This is a genomic window from Streptomyces sp. NPDC012888 (assembly GCF_042900645.1).
In the GTDB taxonomy this organism is placed as follows: domain Bacteria; phylum Actinomycetota; class Actinomycetes; order Streptomycetales; family Streptomycetaceae; genus Streptomyces.
This window is the reverse complement of the sequence record NZ_JBIBBM010000001.1, coordinates 12,644-36,618: the sequence shown is the minus strand read 5'-3', so window position 1 is coordinate 36,618 and position 23,975 is coordinate 12,644. Positions and strand designations below refer to the sequence as shown.

Here is a 23,975-nt window from a genome sequence, read left to right as displayed (position 1 = left end):
CTCACGGACACGGCACGGGGAGTGCGGCCCCCGCACGAGGGTAGCCCGCGGGCGGGACCGGCCGAACATGAGCGAACCCCCGCCGACCGCCATACGCTCGGTTCATGCCACGCCGCCACATGCACATGACCGGAGCGGACGGGGCCGCCCTGCGCGTCGCGCTGGACGGCCTGCGGATCAGGCTGGAGGTGCCGGAGGCGTTCCCGGCCCGTGCGACCGAGGAGGCGGAACGTTCCGCCAAGTCCCCTCGGCCACCCGCCCCGGACGCCACCGACATCCCCTTCTTCACCATCGACCCGCCCGCCTCCGTCGACCTCGACCAGGCCATGCACCTGGCCCGCCGCACCGGCGGCGGCTACCGCGTCCACTACGCCATCGCCGACGTCGCCGCGTTCGTCACCCCTGGCGGCGCCGTGGACCGCGAGGCCCAGCGCCGGGTCACCACCCTCTACTTCCCCGACGGCAAGGTCCCGCTGCACCCGGCCGCGCTCTCGGAGGGCGCGGCCAGCCTGCTGCCCGGCCAGACCTGCCCCGCCCTGCTGTGGCGGCTCGACCTGGACTCCGACGGCCGGGTGGAGTCCACCGACGTCCACCGCGCCCTCGTCCGGAGCCGGGCGAAACTGGACTACGCCTCCGCGCAGCGGGCCATCGACTCCGGGACCGCCCACGAACCACTCGCCCTGCTCCGCGAGATCGGCCGGCTCCGGGAGGCCCTCGAAGCGGAACGCGGCGGCGTCTCCCTCAACGTGCCCGAGCAGGAGATCACGGCCCACGACGGCGGCTACGCCCTCGCCTACCGGGCACCGCTCCCCGCCGACGGCTGGAACGCCCAGATCTCGCTGATGACCGGCATGGCCGCCGCCGAACTGATGCTCGCCGCCGGCACCGGCATCCTCCGTACCCTGCCCACCGCCCCCGACGGCGCGGTCGGCCGGCTCCGCCGCACCGCGACGGCCCTGCACATCGACTGGCCCCACCACGTGCCGTACGCGCAGCTGGTCCGCTCCCTCGACCCGCGCCGCCCCGCCCACGCCGCCTTCCTCCAGGAGTGCACCACCCTGCTCCGCGGCGCCGGCTACACCGTCTTCACCGGCGGCCGGTCCCCCGACCCGGCGGTCCACGCCGCGGTGGCCGCCCCGTACGCGCACTGCACGGCCCCACTGCGCCGGCTCGCCGACCGGTACGCCGGCGAGCTCTGCCTGGCCGCGGCAGCCGGCACCGCACCCCCGGACTGGGTGCTGGCCGCCCTGCCGGCGCTGCCCGGGCGGATGGCGGACGGCGGCCGCCTCGCCAACGCCGTGGAACGCGAGTGCGTGGACCTGGTGGAGGCCGCCCTGCTCGAGGACCGGGTCGGGGAGACCTTCGAGGCCACCGTGATCGACGTGAAGGACAACGACCCCCGGGTCGGCACGGTCCACCTGACCGAACCGGCCGTGGTGGGCCGGATCGAGTCCCCCGGCGCGGACCTCCCGCTGGGCGACCGGCTCCGGGTCCGCCTCGACCGGGCCGACCCGGTGGCGGCGAAGGTGCTGTTCAGTCCCGCGTAGAGGCGGCCCGCAGGGCGGCGACCACGGCGCCCGGGTCGTCGGCGTGGAAGCGGATGGTGCGGGCCTCGCCGCGGGCGCCGAGCGGACGGACGAAGCCGACCGGCCGGTCGAGCTCCACCGTGACGCTGGTCTGGCTGCCGACGATCAGGTCGAGCACCCCTTCCTCCCGCACCGTGACGATCCGCCCCTCCGGGTACCGCCGGTCCACCCGGGCGGAGACGACCGACCCGCGGGGCACGGTCAGGTCGAACAGCGCCCCGTACCTGAGCCTCAGCGACCCGTCGGCCCGAAGCACGTGCGGCCGCGTCACGCAGGCGGCGTGCATCGCCAGGACGATCAGCACGCCGTACACGTCGAGCACCAGCACCACCTGGTGGACCGCCGGCCAGGGGATCAGCAGCGCCAGGGCCACCGTCTCCACCACCGACACGAACACCATCCCGTACATCATCGCGGTCTGCGGCCCGGTGTACGCGGCCGCCAGGTCGCCCTCGCGCACCCCGTGCCGCCGGCGCAGGACCCACAGGCCGAGCGAAGCGCCCGCCCGCAGTTCGTGCCGCAGCAGCCGGCGCGCCTGCACGGGCACCACCGTGGTCACCGCGCCGCGCAGGGCCTCCCGGCGGCCGTCGCCCCGGGCCCGCCCGGCCGCGTACAGCGACCACAGCGTCACCGCCTCCAGCAGCAGCACGCACAGCACCAGCACCTCGGCGAGGACCACCGCCCAGCCGGGCAGCCGCAGCCCCGCCCCCAGGCAGGTCGCCAGCACCAGCTCGGCCGGGACCACCGCCGCCACCGCGATCCGTGCCGCCCGCACCAGACCCGTCATGCCCGGCCCCGTCCGAGGAAGGCGTCCATCACCCGGCGCACCACCTCGGCCTGGGCCGGCGCGTACTCCGCCAGCAGGGCCTCCTTGAAACCCTCCGCGGGACGCACGGGCCGGTCGTCCGCCGTGACCGCCGCGAACACCTCGTCCGGCACCGCCGCGATCAGATCGCGGGCCAGGCCCGGGATCCGGGGGTCGTCCGTGCGGGCGTCGTGCAGCTCGTCCAGCCGCTCGTACAGTTCCAGGACGGCCGGATCCGCGGCCAGCGGACCCAGCACCGCGTACAGCGACTCGCCGCCGCCGGCCGCGTCGAGCAGCTCCAGGTGCTCGCGGTCCTTGCGGGCGGTGGCCGACGTCGTCTCCGGAGCGCCGGCCAGCAGGGCCGCCAGCGCGGGCGACACCGGCTCGGTCCCGCCGGGCGGGGCGGCCCGCAGCGCCGCGAGCCGCTCCCGGCGCCCGCGGATCTCCGCCTCCTGCCGGGCCAGGTCCGCGTCCAGCTCCTCCAGCACCTCGGCCAGTTCCCGCCCGGCGTCGTCGGCGAGCACGTCGCGCACCTCGTCCAGGCTCAGACCGAGCTCGGTCAGCCGCCGTACCCGGGCCAGCAGGACGGCGTCCCGCACCGTGTACGAGCGGTAGCCGTTGGCCCGCCGCTCCGGCTCCGGGAGCAGCCCGACATGGTGGTAGTGCCGGACGGCCCGGGTGGTGAGCCCGACCAGTCCGGCGATTTCTCCGATCCGCATGCGGCCAGTAGAAACCCTGCCGCTGCGTCAAGGTCAAGCGGCGCCGGGGCAGCCGGTAGCATGGTCACCACGGCAGACGAGTCGGCCGGGCGGCCGCGACGGGACCCCAGGGTCCCGCCGAGGAACGTCCGGGCTCCACAGGGCAGGGTGGTGGGTAACGCCCACCCGGGGTGACCCGCGGGACAGTGCCACAGAAAACAGACCGCCGGGGACCTCGGTCCCCGGTAAGGGTGAAACGGTGGTGTAAGAGACCACCAGCGCCTGGGGTGACCCAGGCGGCTAGGTAAACCCCACCCGGAGCAAGGTCAAGAGGAGTCGTTCTCGGACGGCTCTGCGCGGACGATCGAGGGCTGCCCGCCCGAGTCCGCGGGTAGACCGCACGAGGCCGGTGGCAACACCGGTCCTAGATGGATGGCCGTCTCCCCGGGGACCGCGAGGACCCCGGGTGACAGAACCCGGCGTACAGGCCGGCTCGTCTGCCTTCCCCGTGCATCGAAGTCCGCGAAGGCCGCGGCCCCCGCCCGTCCGGCGGGGGCCGCGGCCTTCGCCGCTTCCTCAGCGCAGGTGCGAGGTGTCGTTCAGCAGCCGCAGCGAGGCGTTGCCGTCCGCGTAGTACGCCACCGCGGAGAGCGAGGCCGCGGAGAGCTCCATCCGGAACAGCGACTCCGGCGGCGCGCCCAGCGCGAGCCGGACCAGGGTCTTGACCGGGGTCACGTGCGTGACCAGCAGCACCGTACGGCCCGCGTGCGCGGCCAGCAGCCGGTCCCGGGCCGCCGACACCCGGCGGGTGACGTGGGTGAAGCTCTCGCCGCCGCCGGTCGGGGCCGACCGCGGGGAGTCCAGCCAGGCCTGGAGGTCCGCCGGATAGCGGTCCTTCACCTCGGCGAAGGTCAGGCCCTCCCACGCGCCGAAGTCGGTCTCGCGGAGGTCCTCCTCCACCGCGACCGGCAGACCCAGCCGGTCGGCTACCGCCTGCGCGGTCTCCCGGCAGCGGCGCAGCGGGGAGCTGACGATCGCCTGCACGGTGCCGCGGGCGGCCAGCGCCGCCGCGACGGCCTCGGCCTGCCGGCGCCCGGCGGGCGACAGCTCGGGGTCGCCGCCGCCACTGCCGGAGAACCGCTTCTCCGGGGTGAGGGCGGTCTCCCCGTGCCGGAGCAGCACGAAGGTGGCCGGTGTGCCGAGGTCGGGCGCGGCCCAGCCGGCCGACGGCGCGGTACCCGCCTGCGCCGGCAGGACCCCGGAGCCCGTGCCGGGTGCGGTGAGCGCCGAGGTGCCGCCGGCACGGCCGGAGCCGAACAGGGCGTCTGCCGCTTCCGGCTCCGCGGCGGCGGCCCCGGCCGACCCGGCGGTGGCCGCCGCGCCGGCGGAGCCGGACCGCGCCGAGGCCAGCGCCGCGCGGGCCGCTGCCGCGCCGGCGGCCTGGTCGCCGGGCGCGCCGGCCGGCGGCCGGCCGGCCAGGGCCCGGGCCGCACCGCGGTCCAGGGCGGCGGAGGAGTCCGCCGGCTGCCACTGCTCGCCGCGCTTGCCCGCGTCCATCGCCTCGTTCGCGAGCCGGTCCGCGTGCTTGTTCCGCTCGCGCGGGATCCACTCGTACGACACCTGCGCGGGCGGCAGGATCCCGCCCGCCTCGGCGGCCAGCGGCTTCATGTCCGGGTGCTTGATCTTCCAGCGGCCGGACATCTGCTCCACGACCAGCTTGGAGTCCATCCGGACGGTGACGACCGCGTCCGGCGACAGCTGGCGGGCCGCCTTCAGGCCCGCGATCAGCCCCTTGTACTCGGCGACGTTGTTCGTGGCGACGCCGATGTACTCGGCCCGCTCCGCCAGCGTCTCGCCGGTCACCGGGTCGAGCACGACCGCGCCGTAGCCGGCGGGCCCCGGGTTGCCCCGGGAGCCGCCGTCGGCCTCGACCACCAGCCTCATCAGATGCCCGAGTCGGCCGTGCGGACCAGGATGCGCCCGCAGTTCTCGTGGCGGAGCACCTTGTCCTTCGGGGCCGCCTTGACCTCGTTGACCTCGGCCATGTCCAGCTCCAGCTGGCAGCCCAGGCAACGCTTCTGGTAGAGCTTGGCCGCGCCGACCCCGCCCTGCTTGGCGCGGATCTTCTCGTACAGGGCGACCAGGTCGGCGGGGACGGAACCGACCACGACCTCGCGGTCCTTGGAGACCGCGGCGACCTCGTCGTCGATGGCGGCGGTCGCCGCGTCCCGGCGGGACTTCGCGTCGTCCGCCTTGACCTGGAGCGCGGCCACCCGGTCGGTCAGCTCGGCGACGCGCTCCTGCGCGGACTCGCGGCGCTCCATCACCTCCAGGACCACGTCCTCCAGGTCGCCCTGCCGCTTGGCGAGCGAGGCGATCTCGCGCTGGAGGTTCTCCAGGTCCTTGGGCGAGCTCACCGCGCCCGAGTCCAGGCGCTGCTGGTCGCGGACCGCGCGCTGGCGGACCTGGTCGACGTCCTGCTCCGCCTTGGTCTGCTCGCGGGCGGTGTCGCTCTCCTCGGTCTGCGCGGCGACCAGCAGGTCGCGCTGCGCCGTGAGGTCCTTGGTGAGGGAGTCGAGCTCGGCGTGCTCGGGCAGCGACCTGCGCTTGTGGGCGAGCTGCGACAGCCGCGTGTCCAGGGCCTGGACGTCGAGAAGTCGGATCTGGTCGGCGGGCTCGGCGTTCAGTTGGGGGCTCCTAGAGAGAAGGGGACTGCGAAGGGGCGTCGGACGGCGCGTGGGCCGTCCAGGGATCGGTGACGGTGCGCGAGACGTGGGTCCGCAGACCCCAGCCGTGGCGCTCCGATACGGCGTCGAGCTCGGCCGCGGCCTGCTCGCACCAGGGCCACTCGGTGGCCCAGTGGGCGGCGTCGACGAGGGCGAGCGAGCTCTGCGCGCGGGCCTCGGACACCGGGTGGTGCCGCAGGTCGGCGGTGAGGAAGGCGTCCACGCCGGCGGCGCGCACCTGCTCGAAGAGGCTGTCGCCGGAGCCGCCGCTGACGGCGACGGTGCGGATCAGGGCGTCGGGGTCGCCGGCGGCGCGGATGCCCTGCGCGGTGCGCGGCAGCCGGGCGGCGGCGCGGGCGGCGAACTCGCGGAGCGTCTCGGGGTGGTCGAGCTCGCAGATGCGGCCCAGGCCGCGGCGGCCGGAGGGGTCGGTCGGGTCGGGCACGAGGGGGCCGGTGACGCGCAGGTCGAGGGCGCCGGCCAGGGCGTCGGAGACGCCGGGGTCGGCGGTGTCGGCGTTGGTGTGGGCGACGTGCAGCGCGATGTCGTGCTTGATCAGCGTGTGCACGACGCGGCCCTTGAAGGTGCCCGCCGAGACGGTGGTGGTGCCCCGCAGGTAGAGGGGGTGGTGGGTGACCAGCAGGTCGGCGCCCAGCTTCACCGCCTCGTCGGCGATCTCCTGGACGGGGTCCACGGCGAACAGGACGCGGGAGACCTCGGCGTCGGGGTCGCCGCAGACGGTTCCGACGGCGTCCCACTGCTCGGCGCGGGCGGGCGGCCAGAGGGCGTCGAGGGCGGCGATGACTTCAGAGAGACGGGGCACGGGCCAAGGCTACCGTCCGTCGTGGCCGCCCCGCCGACCGCGAGGGCCGGGTGCGGGGCGATCACCGGCGGCCCGGTGGGGGGCCGAGCACAACCGGCCACCGCGGCACAGCCGAATCGCCGGGCGGCCACCCTTATGTGTGAAGCGGGAAGGCTCGCGTTGTTCGGCAGGAAAAGCGAAAACTAGCTTGCCCACCGGAGGTGACGCACGGATGACTGCCTGTACCGCGGCCGCTGCCGTGGGATCCGCGCCGGTTCCGTTCACGATCGCCGCGGACGGGTCGTACGCGGCCCGGCTCGCCGGAACGGACGAGGCCCGCTACCCCGAGCGCTGGACGCTCTCCGGGCCCGAGCCCTACGCGGTGCCGCTGCCGCTGGACCAGCCCGAGGAAGCGGACAGCGAGGTGCTGCCGCTCGCCGACGGCCGGGTGCTGATCCACCGCAGGGTGGCCGAACGGCACGCGTTCGCCCTGCTCTACCCGACCGGGCCGGGCACCGGGGAACTCCTGCTGGGCACGGTGGAGGATCCCGGGGAGGGGCGGGGGGAAGGGCGGGTGACGCTGCTGCCGCCGGCGCCGGACGGCCGGAGCGCGTACGCCCTGGCGGTCGGCGGCGGGGAGGACCCGGTCACCACGGTGTGGCGGATCACGGGCGGGGCCGGCGGCACCGGCCCGGAACGGGCGGCGCGGTTGCCGGGCCGCTGTTCCGGCGGGGTGTGGCTGGACCGGGCGGGCCTGCTGCTGGCGCTCGACCGCGAGCGCGACGGCCACACCAAGGCGGTGGCGGTGGACCTGGGGCGGGGCGGGGAGGTCTCGCCGCTGCTGCAGATCTCCGACACCAGCGAGGACCGGCTGCTGCTGGCCGACGCCGACAGCGGGCTGCTGCTGATCCGCTCGGACGCGCCGGGCGAACCCCGGCTCGGCTGGGGCGTGCTGGGCAGCTCCCGGCCGGTCCGCTTCCCGGAGTGCCTGCGGGCGCTGGGCGCGGACGCGGTGCCGTTCGCGGCGCAGCCGGGGCAGGCGCTGATGCCGGAGACCTGCGCGGTGGCACTGCGGCTGGCCGATGCGCCGGTGGGGGGCGGTGCGGGGTTCGGGGGCTCGGGGGACGCGCTGGCCCTGTGGCGGCCGGCCGACCGGCACGTGTTCCGGCTCGGGGCGCCGGCGGGGTGGCTGGGTGGGGCGGGGTTGTGGACGTACGACGGCCGGCTGAGGCTGCCGTACGCCACGGCCGAGGTGCCGTGCGGGGTCGCGGCGCTGGCGATGCCGCAGCCCCCACCACCCGCGCTCCGCGTGGACCCCCCACCCCGCCCGGTCCCCCTGGCCCAGGCCCCCTTGGCCACAGCCTCCTGACCGCCCTGGGCGGCCGCCCTCCGCCCCGCCGCGCGCAGGGCCCCGGCCCCGGCCCGGGCATCGGGCCGCCGGGCGGGGGTGCGGCCCGGCCGCCGCGCCGGGCCGGGGCTGGGGCCGGTCAGGGGCTGGGGCCGGTCAGGGGCCGGGGCCGGTCAGGGGTGTTTCAGGGAGAGGACTTCGGGGGCGGCGAAGGTTTCGCCCGCCGGCCGCGCCGCGTAGTGCGCGCCCAGCACCCCGTCCAGCTCCTCGAACGAGAAGCACTCCTTCGCCGTGTCGAACTTCGCCGCCACCCTCGGCCGCTCCATCACCACCACGATCCCCCCGTGCACCACCAGCAGCTGCCCGTTCGCCCTCGCCGACGCCGGCGACGCCAGCCAGCCGACCAGCGGTGCGACGTGCTCCGGCGCCAGCGGGTCCAGCTCGCCCTCCTCGGGGACCTCGAAGCCCGCGAAGACGTCCTCCGTCATCCGGGTCCGCGCCCGCGGACAGATCGCGTTCGCCGTGACCCCGTACTTCGCCAGCGCCAAGGCCGTCGAAGTGGTGAGGCCCACGATCCCGCCCTTCGCCGCCGCGTAGTTCGGCTGCCCGGCCGACCCGCCGAGGAACGCCTCCGACGAGGTGTTGACGATCCGGCCGTAGACCGGGCCACCCGCCGCCTTCGACCGCTCCCGCCAGTGCGCCGCCGCGAAGTGCGTGGTGTTGAAGTGCCCCTTGAGGTGGACCCGGATCACCGAGTCCCATTCCTCCTCGCTCATCGAGAAGATCATCCGGTCCCGCAGGATGCCCGCGTTGTTGACCAGGACGTCCAGCTTCCCGAAGCTGCTCACCGCGAGCCCGACCAGCTCCCGCGCCTGGTCGAAGTCCGCCACGTCGCCGAGGTGGGCCACCGCCCGGCCGCCCGCCGCGCGGATCTCCGCGACGACCTCCTCGGCCGGTGCGGCGGAGGCCTCGCCGGAGCCGTCCCGGCCGGGCTGTCCGAAGTCGTTGACGACCACGCTCGCGCCCAGCCGGGCGAGCTCGATCGCCTCGGCCCGGCCGAGTCCGCGGCCGGCGCCGGTGACGACGGCGGAGAGTCCTTCGAGTGGCAGTGCCATCTAGCCGTTCCTCTCGGGGAGGGAGCGAAGCAGGGTCAGATCTCTATGCACGTGCGCAGGGCGACACCCGTACGCATCTGGTCCAGCGCGTCGTTGATCTCCGCCAGCTGGACCCGGTGGGTGATCAGGCCCGCCAGGTCGATGCGGCCGGCCCGCCAGAGGGAGATGGTCCGCTCGTAGGAGCGGAGCACGTCCCCGCCGCCGTACATCGACGGCAGGATCCGCTTCTCGTCGAAGAACAGCGAGAACATGTTGATCTGGAAGTTGTCGTCGAGGCCTCCCGCGCCGACCACGCACACGGTGCCGCCGCGCCGGGTCATCTCGTACGCGGTCTGCGTGGTCGACGACTTGCCGACCACCTCGAAGACGTAGTCGAAGCCCTCGCCGCCGGTGATCCGGCTCCGGGCGTCGGCGAAGGCCTCGGGGGAGACGGCCTCCGTGGCCCCGAACCGCAGGGCCGCCTCGCGGCGCGACTCCACCGGGTCCACGGCGACGATCTGCGAGGCCCCCTGCACCTTCGCGCCCTGGACCACGGAGATGCCGACGCCGCCGCAGCCGATGACGGCGACGGAGGAACCGGCCTCCACCCGCGCGGTGTTGATGGCGGCGCCCAGACCGGTGGTGACACCGCAGCCGATCAGCGCGGCGATGTCGAACGGGACGTCGTCGGGGATCGGTATCGCGCAGTTCGCCGGGACCACCATCTCCTCGGCGAAGGTGCCGGTCCCGGCGAAACCGAAGACGTCCCCGCCGCCCCGGCGGAAGTTCGGGGTGGCGACGTTGCCGAAGCTCTCCAGGCACAGGTGGCCCTGGCCGCGCTTGCAGGCGGGACAGTGGCCGCACGGCGGCAGCCAGCAGACGAGGACCCGGTCGCCCTGCTGGTGCCCGGTCACGCCGTCACCGATGTCGGTGACGACGCCGGAGCCCTCGTGGCCGGGGACGAACGGGGCCGGCTGCGGCAGCACGCCGTTCATCGCGGAGAGGTCGGAGTGGCACAGGCCGGTGGCCCTGATCCGCACCCTGACCTTGCCGGGGCCGAAGCCCACGGCCTCCATGTCGTCGACGACTTCGAGCTTGTCCTGGCCGATCTCGCTCTGCAGTGCTGCGCGCACGGTGCGGCTCCTTGGGTTCGGTCCAGCGGGTGCTTACGCGTGTTCGACGACGGTGTCCGCGAGGACCGGCGCGTCGTCCCGTTCGACGGCGGTCACCGACACCTGGACGCGGCCGGGCTCCTGCCACATCCGGATCCGCAGCGTCTCGCCGGGGAAGACGATCCCGGCGAAGCGGGTGCGGTAGGACCTGACCCGGGAGACGTCCCCGTCCAGGGCGGTGTCCACCACGGCCTTGAGGGTCATGCCGTACGAGCACAGGCCGTGCAGGATCGGCCGGTCGAAGCCGGCCAGCTTCGCGAACTCGGGGTCGGCGTGCAGGGGGTTCCAGTCCCCGGACAGCCGGTAGAGCAGCGCCTGCTCGTCGCGGATGCGGCGGTCCTCCACCCGGTCCGGTTCCCGTTCCGGCAGCTCCATCCGCTCGGAGGGGCCCCGCTCCCCGCCGAAGCCGCCCTCGCCGCGTACGAAGATCTGCGCGTCGGAGGTCCACAGCGGGCCGTCGTCGTCGGTGACCTCGGAGCGCAGCACGATCACCGCGGCCTTGCCCTTGTCGTACACGGCGGCGACCTTGGAGCGGGAGGTGGCCCTGCCCTTGACCGGGATGGGCCGGTGCAGCTCGATGGAGTGCCCGCCGTGCAGCACGGCCGCGAGGTCGACCTCGATCCCCGGGGCGCCGAGCCCGCCCAGCATGGCCATGCCGGCTCCGGCGACGGTCGCGAAGCTGGGCAGGACGTGGAGCTTGGACTCGAGGGTGTAGCGGAGCTCGTCGGGGTCGGTGGCGGGAACGCCGGCGCCGAGCCCGAGGTGGTAGAGCTGGATGTCCTTGTGGTCCCAGCCGATCTCGCTCAGGCGAGGTTCGGCTGCGAGGGCCCTGGCGGCATCGATCGGCATGAGGATGCTGCTCCTTGTTCCTTTGGGAGACCCCGGTGCGGCCGTCCGCACCGTCGGCCGCACCGGGGTCGTATGCGGACCGGAGCCGTCGGCGCTCTTCTAGAACGCGTTCTATCCGCTCCGGTGAGGGAATGTATAACGCACGCCCCGGCACTTGTGAAGACCGCTGACGTCACGTCAGATCAGGCGCCGTGGACACCCGGGGCCTACCCTTGACGGGTGGACGAAATGCCCCGGAACCTGCGTCCCGCCAAGTCCCTGCGGGTCCTGATGGTCCCGCCGGACCCGGCGCTGGCGGTACTGCTGGAACTCCAGCCGGACATCGAGGTGGTCGCCTCGCCGATCCAGCGCCCCGCGGTCGCCCTCGTCGACGGGGTGGCCGGGGCCGCGGAGGTGCTGGCGGAGGACCCGGAGTGCCGGGTCCTGGTCACCACGGGCTCCGCCCACCCGGGCCTGCTGGACGCCGTCCTGGCCGTCGGCGCGTCGGGCCTGGTGCTGCGCGACGGCCCGGTCGAGGACCTGGCCGACGCCATCCGCCGCGCCTCCATGGGCGAGAACGTGGTCGACCCCGGCCTGCGGGGCCCGTGACCGGGCCGCCGCGGGCGCCCGGCCGGCGTCAGCGGCGCAGCAGCGTCACCACGGCCGCGCCGCCCAGGCCGATGTTGTGGGCCAGGGCCACGCGCGCGTCCGGCACCTGGCGCGGGCCCGCCTCGCCGCGCAGCTGCCACACCAGTTCGGCCGCCTGCGCGAGGCCGGTCGCCCCCAGCGGGTGACCCTTCGATATCAGGCCGCCGGAGGGGTTGACCACCCACCGGCCGCCGTACGTGGTGGCGCCCGACTCGACCAGCTTCCCCGAGGCGCCGTCGCCGCACATGCCCAGCGCCTCGTACGTCAGCAGCTCGTTGACGGAGAAGCAGTCGTGCAGCTCGATCACGTCGACGTCCTCGATCCCCAGCCCGGACCGCTCGTACGCCAGGCGGGCCGCCGCCGCGGTCATCGGCTTGCCGACCACGTCGATGCAGGAGCCGGAGGCGAAGGACTCCTCCGTGTCGGTGGTCATCGCCTGCGCGAGGATCTCCACGGCCCTGCCGTGCAGGCCGTGCCCCACCAGGAACCGCTCGGAGACGACCAGGGCCGCCGCCGCGCCGTCCGAGGTGGGCGAGCACTGGAGCCTGGTGAGCGGGCGGTGGATCTCCTTGGCGGCGAGGACCTCCTCCACCGTGTACACGTCCCGGAACTGCGCGTTCGGGTTGTCCGCCGAGTGCCGGTGGTTCTTCTCCGCGACCGCCGCCAGCTGCGCCGCCGTCGTCCCGTAGCGCTCCATGTGCTCGCGCGCCGCGTTGCCGAAGATCTGCGCGGTGGGCGGGGTCATCTCGAAGCCGTGCCCGGCGGACATGATCCCGTAGTGCCTGGCCACGGGGGACGTCCTGAAGTCGCCGCCGTCCGCGCCGCCGCCGAGGGAGCCCCGCTTCATCTTCTCGAAGCCCAGCGCCAGCACGCAGTCGGCGATGCCGCCCTCGACGAGCTGGCGCGCCATCATCAGCGCCGTCGAGCCCGTCGCGCAGTTGTTGTTGACGTTGTAGACCGGCACCCCGCTCAGTCCCAGCTCGTACGCGGCTCGCTGGCCGGCCGTCGAAGGCTGGAAGCAGTACCCGACCGGGACCTGCTCGACCAGGTCGTACGGGACGCCGGCGTCGGCCAGCGCGGCGCTCCCCGCCTCCCGGACCATGTCCCAGTACTGCCAGTCCCGTGACTCCGGCTTCTCGAACCTCGTCATGCCGACGCCCACGATGTACGACTTCATCCGCGTTGACTCCTAGTCCCTGGGGAGGCCGAGGATCCGCTCGGCGACGACGTTCAGCTGGACCTGGGTGGTGCCCCCGGCGATGGTCAGGCAGCGGGACATCAGCATCCCGTGCACCGCCCGCTCCCCCGCCCCCTCGCACACGGCGCCCGCCGGGCCGAGCAGTTCGAGCGCGAGCTCGGCGGTCCGCTGCTGGTGCGGGGTCTGGATCAGCTTGCGCACCGAGGCGCCCGCGCCCGGCTCCAGCCCGGACACCTGCTGGAGGGTGGTCCGCAGCCCGATGCAGGCCAGGGCGTGGGCCTCGGCGGCCAGCGCCCCGACCCGGGCCCGGCAGGCGCCGTCGAGGTCGGCCGCCCGGCCGAGGAGCGCCTCCAGTCCGCTGTCGAAGGTCATCTGGTCGGCCATGTGCACCCGTTCGTTGCCGAGGGTGTTGCGGGCCACCCGCCACCCGCCGGTCGCCTCGCCGACCAGGGCGTCCGCCGGGAGGGGCGCGTCGTCGAAGTACACCTCGTTGAAGAGGGCCTCGCCGGTGATCTCCTTCAGCGGCCGTACGTCGATGCCGGGCGTGTTCTTCATGTCGACGACGAAGTAGCCGAGGCCCTCGTGCCGGGGTGCGGCCGGGTCGGTGCGGGCGAGCAGGATGCCGTAGTCGGCGGTGTGGGCGGAACTCGTCCACACCTTCTGCCCGTTGACCTTCCACCCGGTGTCCGTCCGTTCGGCGCGGGTGCGCAGCGAGGCGAGGTCGGAGCCGGCCTCCGGCTCGGAGAACAGCTGGCACCAGGTGATCTCGCCGCGCAGGGTGGGCATGACGTAGCGCTGCCGCTGTTCGTCGGTGCCGTAGGCGATCAGCGAGGGGACCACCCAGGTGGCGATGCCGAGCTCGGCGATCCTGACGCCGGCGGCCTCGAGTTCCTGCTGTACGACGAGCTGTTCGACGGGGCCGGCGCCGAGCCCGTACGGCGGCGGCAGGTAGGGGGCGGTGTAGCCGGTGGGCGCGAGGACCCGCCGGGCGGCGGCCGGGTCGAGCCCCCGGGCGTCCCGGACGGCCTCGCGGGCCCGGGCGCGGTACGTCCCGGCTTCCGCGGGGAGCTCCGTACGCAGCTCACGGCGGGCTCCGGCGGCGGCCAGGCGGACGGCCCGGGTGCGGTGGCCGTCGCCGGGGCCGAGCAGCGCCCGTGCGACCAGGGCCCGGCGCAGCTGGAGGTGGGCGTCGTGTTCCCAGGTGAAGCCGATGCCGCCGAGGATCTGGATGCAGTCCTTCGCGCAGGAGTAGGCGGCGTCGAGCGCGGTGCCGGCGGCGAGGGCGGCGGTGAGGGCGCGCACCTCGGGGTCCGGCTCGGGGGTCTCGCCGGCGGCGCGCACGGCGTCCCAGGCCAGGGCGCGGGCCTGCTCGACGCGGACGAGCATGTCGGCGCACAGGTGCTTGACGGCCTGGAAGCGCCCGATGGGCCGGCCGAACTGCTCGCGGACCTTGGCGTACTCGGTGGCGGTGTGCAGGGCCCGGGCGGCGGTTCCGCAGGCGTCCGCGGCGAACAGGGCGCAGGCCAGGTCGTGCACGAGGGCGGGGTCCAGCGCCAGCAGCCGGCCCGCCGGTACGGTCGTTCCGCGGGCCCGGACCTCGGCGGTGGGGCGGGTCGGGTCGGCGCTGTCGTGCGTGCGGACGTCCAGGGTGGCGGCGTCCACGGCGAACCACAGGGTGCCGTGCGCGGCCTCGGCGGCGAGGACCAGCAGGTCGGCCCCACCGCCCCCGAGCACCGGGGGCGCGGTCCCGTCGAGGAGGTGGCCGCCGCCCTCGACGGCCACGGCGGTCATGCCGCCGGGGCCGAGGGCGGCGGCGGCGATCCGGGACCCGTCGGCGAGGCCGGCGGTGAGCTCGCCGGCCCCGGCCCGGTCGAGCAGCGCGGAGGCGAGGGCGTGCGACAGGTGCGGCCCGGGCAGCGCCTCGCGGGCGGCGGCCTCCAGGACGACGGCGAGGTCCAGCAGGCTGCCGCCCTCCAGGTGCGGGGCGAGCAGCCCCTGCGCGGCCATCGCGTCCCACCAGCCGGGCCGGCGCCCGGCGGCACCCGGCGGGGCGTCGAGCAGCTTCCGCACCTCCTCGACCGGAACGGCACGCGCCACCCACCCGCGCACGGCTTCGGCCAACTCCCGCTGTTCCGTGGTGATTCCGATGCCCATGCGCGGCAGGGTAGAACACGTTCCATTCTGACGGAAGGTCAGAATGGAACGTGTTCCCGGACACGCCGCTGTCAGTGCCCGCCCTTAGCGTCCGACCATGAGCATGATCGGCGAGTACGCCCGCCTGACCCCTGCCGAACTCGACCGCGCGGTCCGTGACCCCGCTTGGGCCCGGCAGTTCGTCGACGAACTGATCGACACCGAACCGGACGAGGAACCCGACGCGTCCCGGGCGCGCCGCCACGACGTCGGCAAGATGTGGCACGCCCTGGACTTCCTGCTGGACCGCATCACCTTCCCCGTCGACGTCGTCCACGGCGAGGAGAAGCTCCCCCGAGCCCCGCACTGGGGCTACGGCCCGCCCCGCTACCTCACCCCCGGACGCGTCCGCGCCGCCGCCGAGGCCCTCACCGTCACGCCGCACCACGCCCTGACCGAGGGCGTGGGTCCGGCAGACCTCGCCGAGGCCGGCATCTATCCCCACGTCGTCTGGGAACGCGGCGAACCGCTGGACCACGTGACCAGCCACTACCAGGAGCTGGTCCCGTTCTTCCAGGCCGCCGCCCGCGCCGGAGACGCCGTGCTCATCTGGCTCGACTAGCGACGGCACCCCCGGGCATGGCCCCCTACCGGGCGGTAGGGCAGCATGAGGCCCCGCACGTCCACGTCCCACCACCGGAGGCACCATGGCCGCCACGCCCAAGCCGGAGACCCTCGCCGCCTTCGAGGCCGCGAAGGGCTTCATGCCCGTACGCGAGGGGCTGGCCCTGTACCAGGCGGCCTCGGAAGCGGCGGCGCTCGGCCTGCCGCTCCTCGAAGTGGGCACCTACTGCGGGCGGTCCACGATCCTCCTCGCCGACGCCGCCCGCGAGGCGGGCGTCCCGGCCGTCACCGTGGACCACCACCGTGGCAGCGAGGAGCAGCAGCCCGGCTGGGAGTACCACGATCCGACCGTCGTGGACCCGGAGATCGGGCTGATGGACACCCTGCCGACGTTCCGCCGGACCCTGCACCGGGCCGGCTTGGAAGAGCACGTGATCGCGATCGTCGGACGGTCCCCGCAGGTCGCGGCCGCCTGGGGCGGCCCCCTCGGCTTCGTCTTCATCGACGGCGGCCACACCGACGAACACGCCACCGGCGACTACGAGGGCTGGGCCCCCCACCTGGCGGAGGGCGGCACGCTGGTCATCCACGACGTCTTCCCCGACCCGGCCGACGGCGGCCAGGCCCCCTACCGCATCTACCTGCGCGCCCTGGCCTCCGGCGCCTTCGAGGAGACCTCGGTCACCGACTCCCTCCGCGTCCTGCGCCGCACGGGCCCGGGGATCTGAGGGGGGCGGGGCGGGGGCGGGCGCGGGGGCGGCTGGGCCTGCTGGGGCGCGACCTGGATCCCGGGCGGGGGTGGGGCGGCTGGGCCCACTGGGGCGGAGCGCGAATGCCGGGCGGGGGTGGAAGCGGCTGGGCCCACCGGACCGGAGCGCGAATGCCGGGCGGGGGTGGAAGCGGCTGGGCCCACCGGACCGGAGCGCGAATGCCGGGCGGGGGTGGGAGCGGCTGGGCCCACCGGACCGGAGCGCGAATGCGGGGCGGGGGTGGGGGCGGCTGGGCCCACCGGACCGGTGGCGTTGGGTGCGTCGGGGTGGTTGCCCGTCCGTCCCATCGTCCTTCCGGGGCGTGCGTCGGCGTCAAGGGCGCTCCTTCGTCGCGTCGCTGCGCGATGGCCTCCGGCCACCCTTGACCCCGCCACCCGCCCCGGAAAAACGACAGACGAACGGACAACCCAAAACAAGGGCAAGGGGTGCCCGTTCCCTACGGGTCCGCCCGTTAGCTGTCCGGCGCCGGGGGCGGCGGCCCAACCCGCCCTCCGGGCGGGAGCCCCACTTTCACCCACCCGGAAGGTGCAGCAGACGACCCGTCCCAGGGGCACCCCGGATCGCTACGCGCTTCGGCCGTCTCAGTGTCCCCGTCTGGTCGGTGGCGGGACATAGACCGCCCAAGGGCGGAGGGCCATCCGCCTCGTTGGCGGCCCCTGGAGTCCTTTGGGGCGTGGTGGGTCGTTAGTGAGCGCCAGACGGTCCTGGAGTGAGGCAAGGAGACCGGTCGAGCCCAAAGGGCTCGCGATATGCCCTATTTGAGGGGCTTTGCCACCCCTTCCGTCAGCCCGAGGGGCGCCTGACTGCAATCCACGACGCGCCAGACGGTCTTTCGTTGCGGACATCGACCCCAGACGGTCTTTCGGCCGCCGAGACCGCCGGAGCGCGTAGCGATCGATGGCGGCCTATGTCCGGCCACCGATCAGACGGGGACACTTTGCCGAGTGGAGGGTGTAGCGGTGTGGGGTGCCCTGGGGCGACCCGTCTGGTGCACCTTCCGGGTGGGTGAAGGTGGGGCTCCCGCCCGGAGGGCGGCTGCCGCCGCCCCCGGCCCCGGCGGGCAGCCGGGCAGGGCCGCATCCCTGGACACACCCCTTGCCCTTGTTTTGGGTTGTCCGGTCGTCTGTCGTTTTTCCGGGGACGGCCGCCCTGTCAAGGGTGGCCGAAGGCCATCGCGCAGCGACGCGACGAAGGAGCGCCCTTGACAGGGCGGACGGCCACGGAAGGACGATGGGACGGACGGGCAACCACCCCGACGCAACCAACGCCACCGCCCCAGTGAGCCCACCCGCCCCACCCCCGCCCCGCGTTCACACTCCGGTCCTGTGGGCTCACCCACCCCCACCCCCGCCCCGCATTCCCACCCCGCCCGAGCACGCCCAGCGCCCCCACCCCCGCCCCCGATCCCCGCCCCCGCCTTCCCCCCGTACTCGCCCCCGGATGGCGGAGGGTGCGTACGGAGGGGCGTGGGGCGGTCTAGCATCGCGACGTGCCGTACGACGACAGTCCTCCGCCGCCCGAATACTCCGGCTCGGTCAGCCCCGACCGGCCCTGGTTCGCGCGCCGTTCCAGCTATGCCGTCGCGCTCGCCGCGCTCGCGCCGACCTGTCTGGCCGGCTGGGTCCTCTTTCAGGTGAGTTCCGGGACGGGGACCGTGGGCGAGCAGCCCAGGGTCGTGCCGCTGCCCGCCACCCACTCCACGTCCGCGCCCGGGGCCGGGGACGCCAAGGCCAGTGGGTCGGCACCGGCCACTGCGGGCACGCCGGCCGGTCCGGCCAGTCCTGCCAGCCCGGCCGGTTCGCCCACGCCCGCCACCCAGGTGCCCGCGCCCGCGCCCGCCAAGGGGCCGCTCGCCGGGAAGGTCGTGGTGATCGACCCCGGGCACAACCCGGGGAACTTCCAGCACGCGCGCGAGATCAACAAGCTGGTGGACGTGGGCACGCACCGCAAGGAGTGCGACACCACCGGCACCACCACCAACGCCGGTTACCGGGAGGCGGACTTCACGCTCGACGTGTCGCGCCGGCTTCGCACCGCCCTGGAGGCGCACGGCGTGCGCGTGGTGTTCACGCACACGGCGGAACGCCCGTTCGGGCCCTGCATCGACGAGCGCGCCCGGCGCGGCAACGAGGCGAAGGCCGACGCCGTCGTTTCGGTGCACGCGGACGGGTCCTCCGCCGGCAACCGTGGGTTCCACGTCATCCTGCCCGCCCGGGTCAAGGGCGGCACCGCGGACACCGCGCCGATCGTCGGCCCCTCCCGCGAGCTGGGCGAGCGGATCGTCGGCAACTACGTGCGGACCACTTCCATGGCCCCCTCCAACTACGTCGGCGGAGGAACCGGGTTGGTGGTGCGGGACGATCTCGGCGGGCTCAATCTGTCCACGCGGCCCAAGGTGTTCGTCGAATGCGGCAATATGCGTGACGCCAAAGACGCGGCGCTGCTGACGAATCCGGAATGGCGGCAGCGGGCGGCGCAGGGCATCGCGGACGGCATCGTCGGCTTCCTCGGCGGGTAGGGAGTCGGGGCCCGAAGGGATCCCCGACCCGCTCGGACCCGGGAACGGAAACATCCGTACGATGGTCCCCGCCCGCGACCGAGACCTAGAAGGACACCGACGACGTGAACATCCGCTCCCTCACTCGAGGCGACGGCGTGGTGATCGGAGCAGCGGTGCTGCTGTTCATCGCCTCGTTCCTCGATTACTACTCCATCGACTGCGCCGCCCGGTCCGTGGGCCTCGACCTCGCACCGGGCGTCGGTGACGCCGCCGTGGCGCGCTGCGAGGACTCGATCCCCAGCGCGTGGGACACCGACTCGATCGGCATCGTCCTGCCGTCGATCTTCCTCCTCGGCTTCGTCGCCGCGGGTCTGATCATCGCCTCCCGCTTCCTGCCGGAGGGCCGCAAGCTGCTGGGCATCCCGTTCGCCGGCTGGGGCACGGTCCTGGCCGTCGCCGCGGCCTGGTCCGCCCTGTGGTCGCTGATCGTGCCCGGTGGTGCCGACGTGGGCGCCGGTTCGATCGTCTCGTTCCTCGCGACGGTGCTGCTGGCGGGCGTCGCCATCGCCGGCCCGAAGGTGCCCGCGCTCGCCGGGCCGCTGCTGCCCGCGCCGTCCCCGGCCGCGGTGCCGCCGTACGGCGGGCAGCCCGGGCAGCCTGACGCCGGGTACGGGTACCCGGGCGGGCACCAGCCGTACGGTGCGACCCCGCAGCCGGTGCCGCCGTACGCCGGCCAGGGCGGCGCCCAGGGCCAGCACGGCCAGCAGGGCCCGCAGGACGTGCAGCCGCAGCAGCAGGCGCAGCCCGCGCCGGCCGCGGACTTCGCGCCGTTCTGGTTCGCGGTCCCGGTGGCGCGTCCGCTGTTCCCGGAGGACGGTTCGCCGAACCCGATCGCCGAGCTGGCGCCCGGTACCTGGTACCTGGCGGTCGACCAGCGGGGCCCGGGTGCCCTGGTGGCGCAGACCCAGGACGGCCGGCGCGGCGTGCTGAACGACACCTCGGACATCCAGCGCGGCTGACCGGCCCGCTGCGGCGTACGACGGCGACGGCCCCCCTGCTCTTCCGGCAGGGGGGCCGTTGCCATACAGTCCCCTGACGACTCGTCAGATCAGCTGCCGGCCCGGCGCCGGCGGAGGGGGACGTACATGCGCCTCGGACTCGCACTCGGCTACTGGGGGCGCGGCCCCGACCCGGCCCACGTCGACCTCGCCGTCGAGGCGGAGGCGCTGGGCTACGACTCCGTGTGGACGGCGGAGGCCTGGGGTTCGGACGCCTTCACCCCGCTGACCTGGATCGCCGCCCGCACCTCCCGCATCAGGCTGGGCACCGCGATCGCGCAGATGGCCGCCCGCACGCCCACCGCGACCGCGATGCACGCGCTCACCCTGGACCACCTCTCCGGCGGCCGGATGATGCTGGGCCTGGGCCTGTCCGGGCCGCAGGTGGTGGAGGGCTGGTACGGGCGGCCGTTCCCGGCGAGCCCGCTCACGGCCACCCGCGAGTACGTCGACGTGGTCCGGCAGGTGCTGCGGCGCGAAGGCCCGGTGGAGCTGGACGGCCGCTTCCACTCCCACCCCTACCGCGGCTCCGACGGCACCGGCGTCGGCAAGCCCCTCAAGCCGATCACCCACCCGCTGCGCGCCGGCCTGCCGCTGCTGCTGGGCGCGGAGGGCCCGAAGAACATCGCCCAGACGACCCGGATCGCGGACGGCTGGCTCCCGCTGTACTGGTCGCCGTCCCGCCCGGACGTCTACCAGGACTCCCTCGCCGGCCTGCGGGACGGCTTCGTGGTCGCGCCGATGGCCCGCGCGAAGGTCTGCGCGGACGTGGCGGAGGGCCTGCTCCCGGTGAAGGCGATGCTGGGCTTCTACATCGGCGGCATGGGGCACGCGGCGCGGAACTTCCACGCGGACCTGATGGCCCGCATGGGTTACGCGGAGGAGGCCCGGCGGATCCAGGAGCTGTTCCTGGCCGGCCGCAGGCAGGAGGCGGTGCTCGCCGTGCCCGACGCGTTCGCGGACGAGATCTCGCTGGTCGGGCCGCGCGAGCGGATCGCCGAGCGGCTGGAGCTGTGGCGGAAGGGTCCGGTGACGGACCTGCTGGTCACGGCGCCCGACCCGCACACCCTGCGGGTGCTGGCGGAGCTGAACTCCTGAGGGCCGGCACCCCCGGGCCGGCGGGTCAGCCGCCGAGCTGGGAGGTGGAGGGCACCTGGTCGCGGACGGGGGCTCCGGCGCTCGCCCCCGCCGTCTTCACGTCGTTGATCATCTTCTCGAAGTTGCCGATGTCCGCCTCGCTGGCCTCGCCCTTGCGCAGCTTGGTGCCGAGGTTCTTGAGGGACTCGATCCCGTCCTCCAGCGGCGCCACGGCCCGGGACAGCAGCTCGTCGCCCTTGGCGTTGTTCAGGGCAGCCTTCAGCCGGTTGTAGGTGAAGGCGCCGGCGAGGCCGGCCTTGACCAGCGCGAGGGTGCGGCCCTCCGCGCCCTGCCGGAACCTTCCCTCGCGGTACGGCTTGACGATCCACTGGTACGTCGCGCCCGCCGCGAGGCCCGCGTTGGCCACGAACCGCGTCTTGGCGAACTTCTGCTGCTCGGCGGAGTTGGCCGGCGAGGCCGTGGGGGCGGCCGTGTCCCCGCCGCCGCCCCCGCAGGCGGTGGCTCCGGCCAGCATGGCGCAGGACAGGAGCAGCGCCAGCAGGGCGCGGCGGAACCGGGCGGTGCTTCTGCGTACGGGCGCGGGTACGGGCACGGGTACCTCCGGGGTGCGGTTGACCTTCCGCAGCCTCGCCCGGTCCGGGGCCTTCCACCACCCGGGGGATCCGTTCGGGTTTCGACGGCGGCGGCGGGGCAAGACGAGGGGCATGCCGTATTACCGCAGTGGAGGCGGATCCGCGGCCCGGCTGGTGGCGCTCGTCACCGACGTGGTCTGCGCGATCATCGTCGTCTGGATCGTGATGGCACTCCTCGGCGCCAACCGGGCGAACGAGGTGGTGGAGTGGTTCCATGACGCGGCGAGCTGGCTGGCCGGCTGGTCGGTCGACATCTTCTCGTTCGACGCGGAGTGGGCGCGCGTCGTCGTCGGCTACGGCCTGGCCGCGGTGGTGTACGCGGTCGCGGGCCACGCCCTGGCCCGCGCCCTGGCCCGGCCCCGTGCCTGAGGCGTGCCGGCCGCGTCGGGTGCGCCGACGCGGCCGGGGCGCCCGGTCAGGCGCAGCAGGCGGGTTCCAGGCCCGCGGGGAGGTCGGTACCGCCGAAGACGGCGACCGTGGCGGGGTCGCCGCCGAGTGCGGCGACGGCCAGCAGCAGGGAGCCCGCCGTCCAGGTGGTCTTCTCGACCGGCCAGACCGCCTCGTCCTGGAAGACGTAGCCGGTCCAGTACATGCCGTCGTCGTCCCGCAGGTGGGTGATCGAGCGGAGGACGTCCAGGGCCCGCTCGGACTCCCCCATCGCCCACAGGGTCAGTGCCAGCTCGCAGCTCTCGCCGCCGGTGACCCACGGGTTGGGGAGCACGCAGCGCACGCCGAGGCCGGGGACGACGAACTCCTGCCAGCGTTCCTCGATGCGGGCCTTGGCGGCGGCGCCGGTCAGCGCGCCGCCGAGGACCGGGTAGTACCAGTCCATGGAGTAGCGGTTCTTGTCGAGGAACCGCTCGGGGTGGCTGCGGATCGCGTGGCCCAGCGCGCCGGCCGCGAGTTCCCAGTCGGGCTGGGGTTCCCCGCGGTGGTCGGCGATGGCCAGGGCGCAGCGCAGCGCCTGGTGGATGGAGGAGGAGCCGGTCAGCAGGGCGTCGGGGACGGCGGTCCCGTCGGGTTCGCGTTTCCAGCCGATCTCGCCGCCGGGCTGCTGGAGGCCGAGGACGAACTCGACGGCCGCGTAGACGGCCGGCCACATCCGGTCGAGGAAGGTGTCGTCGCCGGTGGCGAGGTAGTGGTGCCAGACGCCGACGGCTATGTAGGCGGTGAAGTTGGTTTCCTTGCCGGAGTCCTGGGGTGTGGCGGTGTCCACGCCGTCCGGCCGGTCGGCGTAGGCGGCGTACCAGGAGCCGTCCTCGTTCTGGTGCCGGGTCAGCCAGGCGTAGGCGCGTCCGGCCGCCTCGTGTTCGCCGGCGGCGTCGAGGGCCATGGCGGCCTCGGTGTGGTCCCACGGGTCGAGGTGGTGGCCGCGGAACCAGGGGATGGCGCCGTCGGAGCGCTGGACGGCGAGGATCCCGGCGACGGTGCGGGCGGCCTGTTCGGCCGTCAGGACGCCTGGGAGTACGAGGTGTTCGGTGCGCCCGGGGGAGCTCACTGGGCCGCGTCCAGGGGGAGGTGGGGCTTGGTGGCGTAGGCGACGAAGCTCTTGCCGATGAGGGGGTTGAGGGCCTGCTCGGCGAGCCGGGTGGCGAGGGGCTTCTTCATGATGTCCCAGACGAGCAGCTTGTGGTAGGCGCGGACCGGGAGGGCCTTGTCGTTGTCGACGCCGAAGGCGCACTTGAGCCACCAGTAGGGGGAGTGCAGGCCGTGGGCGTGGTGGGTGCCGTAGGGCTTGAGGCCGGCGGCTTCCATCTTGCCGAGGAGTTCCTCGGCCTTGTAGATGCGGATGTGGCCGCCCTCGACCTCGTGGTAGGCGTCGGAGAGGGCCCAGCAGATCTTCTCGGGTCCGTAGCGGGGGACGGTGACGGCGATGCGGCCGCCGGGCCTGAGGACGCGGACCATCTCGGCGAGCACGCCCTTGTCGTCGGGGATGTGCTCCATGACCTCGGAGATGATGACGACGTCGAAGGACTCGTCGGGGAAGGGCAGGGCCAGCGCGTCGCCCTCCATGGCGGTGGCTGTGGCTCCGGCGGGGGCCTCGCCGGCCTCCTTCATCGCGGCGAACCACTTGGCGACCTCGCGGATCTCCTCGCCGTTGCGGTCGAGGGCGACCACCTGGGCGCCGCGCCGGTAGCACTCGAAGGCGTGCCGGCCCGCGCCGCAGCCGAGGTCGAGCACGCGGTCTCCGGCGGCGAGCGGGAAGCGGGAGAAATCGACGGTCAGCACGAGGTCCTGCCTTCGCGGTCGAGGGG

22 protein-coding genes and 1 other RNA gene are annotated in these 23,975 nt (G+C 74.4%); 10 read left to right on the top strand and 13 right to left on the bottom strand.

What is annotated here, in order from left to right; all coding sequences use genetic code 11:
• The first annotated feature begins 104 nt into the window (after positions 1-104).
• Positions 105-1,547 carry an RNB domain-containing ribonuclease gene (locus ACFY61_RS00175; RefSeq protein ID WP_389464778.1) on the top strand — a complete coding sequence of 481 codons (1,443 nt, stop codon included), beginning with the start codon at positions 105-107 and terminating at the stop codon, positions 1,545-1,547.
• Here ACFY61_RS00175 and ACFY61_RS00170 read toward each other — a convergent pair.
• Both ACFY61_RS00170 and ACFY61_RS00165 read right to left on the bottom strand, forming a co-directional pair.
• A complete protein-coding gene (locus ACFY61_RS00170) occupies positions 1,534-2,373 on the bottom strand; it encodes a hypothetical protein (RefSeq protein WP_389464776.1) in 840 nt (279 codons plus the stop codon). The genes ACFY61_RS00175 and ACFY61_RS00170 overlap by 14 nt on opposite strands.
• Positions 2,370-3,110: a MerR family transcriptional regulator gene (locus tag ACFY61_RS00165; RefSeq protein ID WP_389464774.1), complete on the bottom strand. Its 741-nt coding sequence runs from the start codon at positions 3,108-3,110 to the stop codon at positions 2,370-2,372. Before ACFY61_RS00165 ends, ACFY61_RS00170 begins: the two co-directional genes overlap by 4 nt.
• Positions 3,111-3,187: 77 nt before the next feature.
• Between ACFY61_RS00165 and rnpB the strand changes: the two genes are divergently transcribed.
• An RNA gene (gene rnpB / locus ACFY61_RS00160) (RNase P RNA component class A) lies at positions 3,188-3,589 on the top strand.
• 76 nt (positions 3,590-3,665) lie between these two features.
• Here rnpB and ACFY61_RS00155 read toward each other — a convergent pair.
• From ACFY61_RS00155 to ACFY61_RS00145, 3 genes are read right to left on the bottom strand one after another with little or no spacing between them, the layout of a single operon-like run.
• The gene (locus ACFY61_RS00155; RefSeq protein ID WP_389464772.1) at positions 3,666-5,033 is read right to left on the bottom strand and encodes a bifunctional RNase H/acid phosphatase; all 1,368 of its coding nucleotides are present in this window, start codon (positions 5,031-5,033) and stop codon (positions 3,666-3,668) included.
• Positions 5,033-5,776 carry a zinc ribbon domain-containing protein gene (locus ACFY61_RS00150; RefSeq protein ID WP_389465888.1) on the bottom strand — a complete coding sequence of 248 codons (744 nt, stop codon included), beginning with the start codon at positions 5,774-5,776 and terminating at the stop codon, positions 5,033-5,035. Before ACFY61_RS00150 ends, ACFY61_RS00155 begins: the two co-directional genes overlap by 1 nt.
• A 10-nt stretch (positions 5,777-5,786) precedes the next feature.
• Entirely contained in the window at positions 5,787-6,638 is an 852-nt protein-coding gene (locus tag ACFY61_RS00145) for a Nif3-like dinuclear metal center hexameric protein (protein ID WP_389464770.1), read from the bottom strand.
• A 211-nt stretch (positions 6,639-6,849) separates the two neighbouring features.
• On the opposite strand from ACFY61_RS00145, the gene ACFY61_RS00140 reads away from it, so the two are divergent.
• On the top strand, positions 6,850-7,986 hold the full coding sequence (locus ACFY61_RS00140) for a hypothetical protein (protein ID WP_389464767.1): 1,137 nt from the start codon (positions 6,850-6,852) through the stop codon (positions 7,984-7,986).
• A 152-nt stretch (positions 7,987-8,138) separates the two neighbouring features.
• Here ACFY61_RS00140 and ACFY61_RS00135 read toward each other — a convergent pair whose 3' ends face one another.
• Genes ACFY61_RS00135 through ACFY61_RS00125 form a run of 3 tightly spaced genes read right to left on the bottom strand, consistent with a single transcriptional unit; the run spans position 8,139 to position 11,080 of the window.
• On the bottom strand, positions 8,139-9,080 hold the full coding sequence (locus ACFY61_RS00135; protein WP_389464764.1) for a 3-oxoacyl-ACP reductase: 942 nt from the start codon (positions 9,078-9,080) through the stop codon (positions 8,139-8,141).
• A gap of 35 nt (positions 9,081-9,115) precedes the next feature.
• The gene (locus ACFY61_RS00130) at positions 9,116-10,192 is read right to left on the bottom strand and encodes a Zn-dependent alcohol dehydrogenase (RefSeq protein WP_389464761.1); all 1,077 of its coding nucleotides are present in this window, start codon (positions 10,190-10,192) and stop codon (positions 9,116-9,118) included.
• 33 nt (positions 10,193-10,225) lie between these two features.
• Positions 10,226-11,080, bottom strand: coding sequence for a MaoC/PaaZ C-terminal domain-containing protein (locus ACFY61_RS00125; RefSeq protein WP_389464759.1), 855 nt, complete (start codon positions 11,078-11,080; stop codon positions 10,226-10,228).
• A 228-nt stretch (positions 11,081-11,308) separates the two neighbouring features.
• On the opposite strand from ACFY61_RS00125, the gene ACFY61_RS00120 reads away from it, so the two are divergent.
• On the top strand, positions 11,309-11,668 hold the full coding sequence (locus tag ACFY61_RS00120) for a DNA-binding response regulator (protein WP_389465887.1): 360 nt from the start codon (positions 11,309-11,311) through the stop codon (positions 11,666-11,668).
• Positions 11,669-11,696: 28 nt separating this feature from the next.
• Here the strand turns inward: ACFY61_RS00120 and ACFY61_RS00115 are convergent, their stop codons facing one another.
• Complete coding sequence (locus tag ACFY61_RS00115; RefSeq protein ID WP_389464756.1) at positions 11,697-12,884, bottom strand: lipid-transfer protein; 1,188 nt, start codon at positions 12,882-12,884, stop codon at positions 11,697-11,699.
• Positions 12,885-12,896: 12 nt separating this feature from the next.
• Positions 12,897-15,059 carry an acyl-CoA dehydrogenase gene (locus ACFY61_RS00110; protein ID WP_389464754.1) on the bottom strand — a complete coding sequence of 721 codons (2,163 nt, stop codon included), beginning with the start codon at positions 15,057-15,059 and terminating at the stop codon, positions 12,897-12,899.
• A gap of 97 nt (positions 15,060-15,156) precedes the next feature.
• Here ACFY61_RS00110 and ACFY61_RS00105 point away from each other — a divergent pair, with 97 nt between their 5' ends.
• From ACFY61_RS00105 to ACFY61_RS00085, 5 genes are all read left to right on the top strand, one after another.
• On the top strand, positions 15,157-15,660 hold the full coding sequence (locus ACFY61_RS00105; protein ID WP_389464751.1) for a YfbM family protein: 504 nt from the start codon (positions 15,157-15,159) through the stop codon (positions 15,658-15,660).
• 85 nt (positions 15,661-15,745) lie between these two features.
• A complete protein-coding gene (locus tag ACFY61_RS00100; protein ID WP_389464748.1) occupies positions 15,746-16,390 on the top strand; it encodes a class I SAM-dependent methyltransferase in 645 nt (214 codons plus the stop codon).
• A 1,531-nt stretch (positions 16,391-17,921) separates the two neighbouring features.
• The gene (locus tag ACFY61_RS00095; protein WP_389464747.1) at positions 17,922-18,950 is read left to right on the top strand and encodes an N-acetylmuramoyl-L-alanine amidase; all 1,029 of its coding nucleotides are present in this window, start codon (positions 17,922-17,924) and stop codon (positions 18,948-18,950) included.
• 104 nt (positions 18,951-19,054) lie between these two features.
• Positions 19,055-19,951, top strand: a complete 897-nt coding sequence (locus ACFY61_RS00090) for a DUF5336 domain-containing protein (RefSeq protein ID WP_389464744.1) — start codon at positions 19,055-19,057, stop codon at positions 19,949-19,951.
• Positions 19,952-20,077: 126 nt separating this feature from the next.
• Positions 20,078-21,088: an LLM class F420-dependent oxidoreductase gene (locus ACFY61_RS00085; RefSeq protein WP_389464741.1), complete on the top strand. Its 1,011-nt coding sequence runs from the start codon at positions 20,078-20,080 to the stop codon at positions 21,086-21,088.
• A gap of 25 nt (positions 21,089-21,113) precedes the next feature.
• Here ACFY61_RS00085 and ACFY61_RS00080 read toward each other — a convergent pair whose 3' ends face one another.
• A complete protein-coding gene (locus ACFY61_RS00080) occupies positions 21,114-21,602 on the bottom strand; it encodes a hypothetical protein (RefSeq protein WP_389465884.1) in 489 nt (162 codons plus the stop codon).
• A 190-nt stretch (positions 21,603-21,792) separates the two neighbouring features.
• Between ACFY61_RS00080 and ACFY61_RS00075 the strand changes: the two genes are divergently transcribed.
• Complete coding sequence (locus ACFY61_RS00075) at positions 21,793-22,089, top strand: hypothetical protein (RefSeq protein WP_389464739.1); 297 nt, start codon at positions 21,793-21,795, stop codon at positions 22,087-22,089.
• 46 nt (positions 22,090-22,135) lie between these two features.
• Here ACFY61_RS00075 and ACFY61_RS00070 read toward each other — a convergent pair whose 3' ends face one another.
• Both ACFY61_RS00070 and ACFY61_RS00065 read right to left on the bottom strand, forming a co-directional pair.
• Positions 22,136-23,218 (bottom strand): prenyltransferase, encoded by a 1,083-nt coding sequence (locus ACFY61_RS00070; protein ID WP_389464737.1) that lies wholly within the window; start codon positions 23,216-23,218, stop codon positions 22,136-22,138.
• The gene (locus tag ACFY61_RS00065; RefSeq protein WP_389464734.1) at positions 23,215-23,949 is read right to left on the bottom strand and encodes a class I SAM-dependent methyltransferase; all 735 of its coding nucleotides are present in this window, start codon (positions 23,947-23,949) and stop codon (positions 23,215-23,217) included. Before ACFY61_RS00065 ends, ACFY61_RS00070 begins: the two co-directional genes overlap by 4 nt.
• Between the last annotated feature and the right edge of the window lie 26 nt (positions 23,950-23,975).

Excerpts from the sequence above, each read along its gene's own strand:
- ACFY61_RS00165 (WP_389464774.1), bottom strand. The coding sequence starts at position 3,110 with ATGCGGATCGGAGAAATCGCCGGACTGGTCGGGCTCACCACCCGGGCC.
- ACFY61_RS00075 (WP_389464739.1), top strand. The coding sequence starts at position 21,793 with ATGCCGTATTACCGCAGTGGAGGCGGATCCGCGGCCCGGCTGGTGGCG.
- ACFY61_RS00085 (WP_389464741.1), top strand. The coding sequence starts at position 20,078 with ATGCGCCTCGGACTCGCACTCGGCTACTGGGGGCGCGGCCCCGACCCG.
- ACFY61_RS00125 (WP_389464759.1), bottom strand. The coding sequence starts at position 11,080 with ATGCCGATCGATGCCGCCAGGGCCCTCGCAGCCGAACCTCGCCTGAGC.
- ACFY61_RS00170 (WP_389464776.1), bottom strand. The coding sequence starts at position 2,373 with ATGACGGGTCTGGTGCGGGCGGCACGGATCGCGGTGGCGGCGGTGGTC.
- ACFY61_RS00080 (WP_389465884.1), bottom strand. The coding sequence starts at position 21,602 with ATGCTGGCCGGAGCCACCGCCTGCGGGGGCGGCGGCGGGGACACGGCC.
- ACFY61_RS00140 (WP_389464767.1), top strand. The coding sequence starts at position 6,850 with ATGACTGCCTGTACCGCGGCCGCTGCCGTGGGATCCGCGCCGGTTCCG.
- ACFY61_RS00175 (WP_389464778.1), top strand. The coding sequence starts at position 105 with ATGCCACGCCGCCACATGCACATGACCGGAGCGGACGGGGCCGCCCTG.
- ACFY61_RS00100 (WP_389464748.1), top strand. The coding sequence starts at position 15,746 with ATGGCCGCCACGCCCAAGCCGGAGACCCTCGCCGCCTTCGAGGCCGCG.
- ACFY61_RS00115 (WP_389464756.1), bottom strand. The coding sequence starts at position 12,884 with ATGAAGTCGTACATCGTGGGCGTCGGCATGACGAGGTTCGAGAAGCCG.
- ACFY61_RS00105 (WP_389464751.1), top strand. The coding sequence starts at position 15,157 with ATGAGCATGATCGGCGAGTACGCCCGCCTGACCCCTGCCGAACTCGAC.
- ACFY61_RS00135 (WP_389464764.1), bottom strand. The coding sequence starts at position 9,080 with ATGGCACTGCCACTCGAAGGACTCTCCGCCGTCGTCACCGGCGCCGGC.
- ACFY61_RS00110 (WP_389464754.1), bottom strand. The coding sequence starts at position 15,059 with ATGGGCATCGGAATCACCACGGAACAGCGGGAGTTGGCCGAAGCCGTG.
- ACFY61_RS00155 (WP_389464772.1), bottom strand. The coding sequence starts at position 5,033 with ATGAGGCTGGTGGTCGAGGCCGACGGCGGCTCCCGGGGCAACCCGGGG.
- ACFY61_RS00120 (WP_389465887.1), top strand. The coding sequence starts at position 11,309 with ATGCCCCGGAACCTGCGTCCCGCCAAGTCCCTGCGGGTCCTGATGGTC.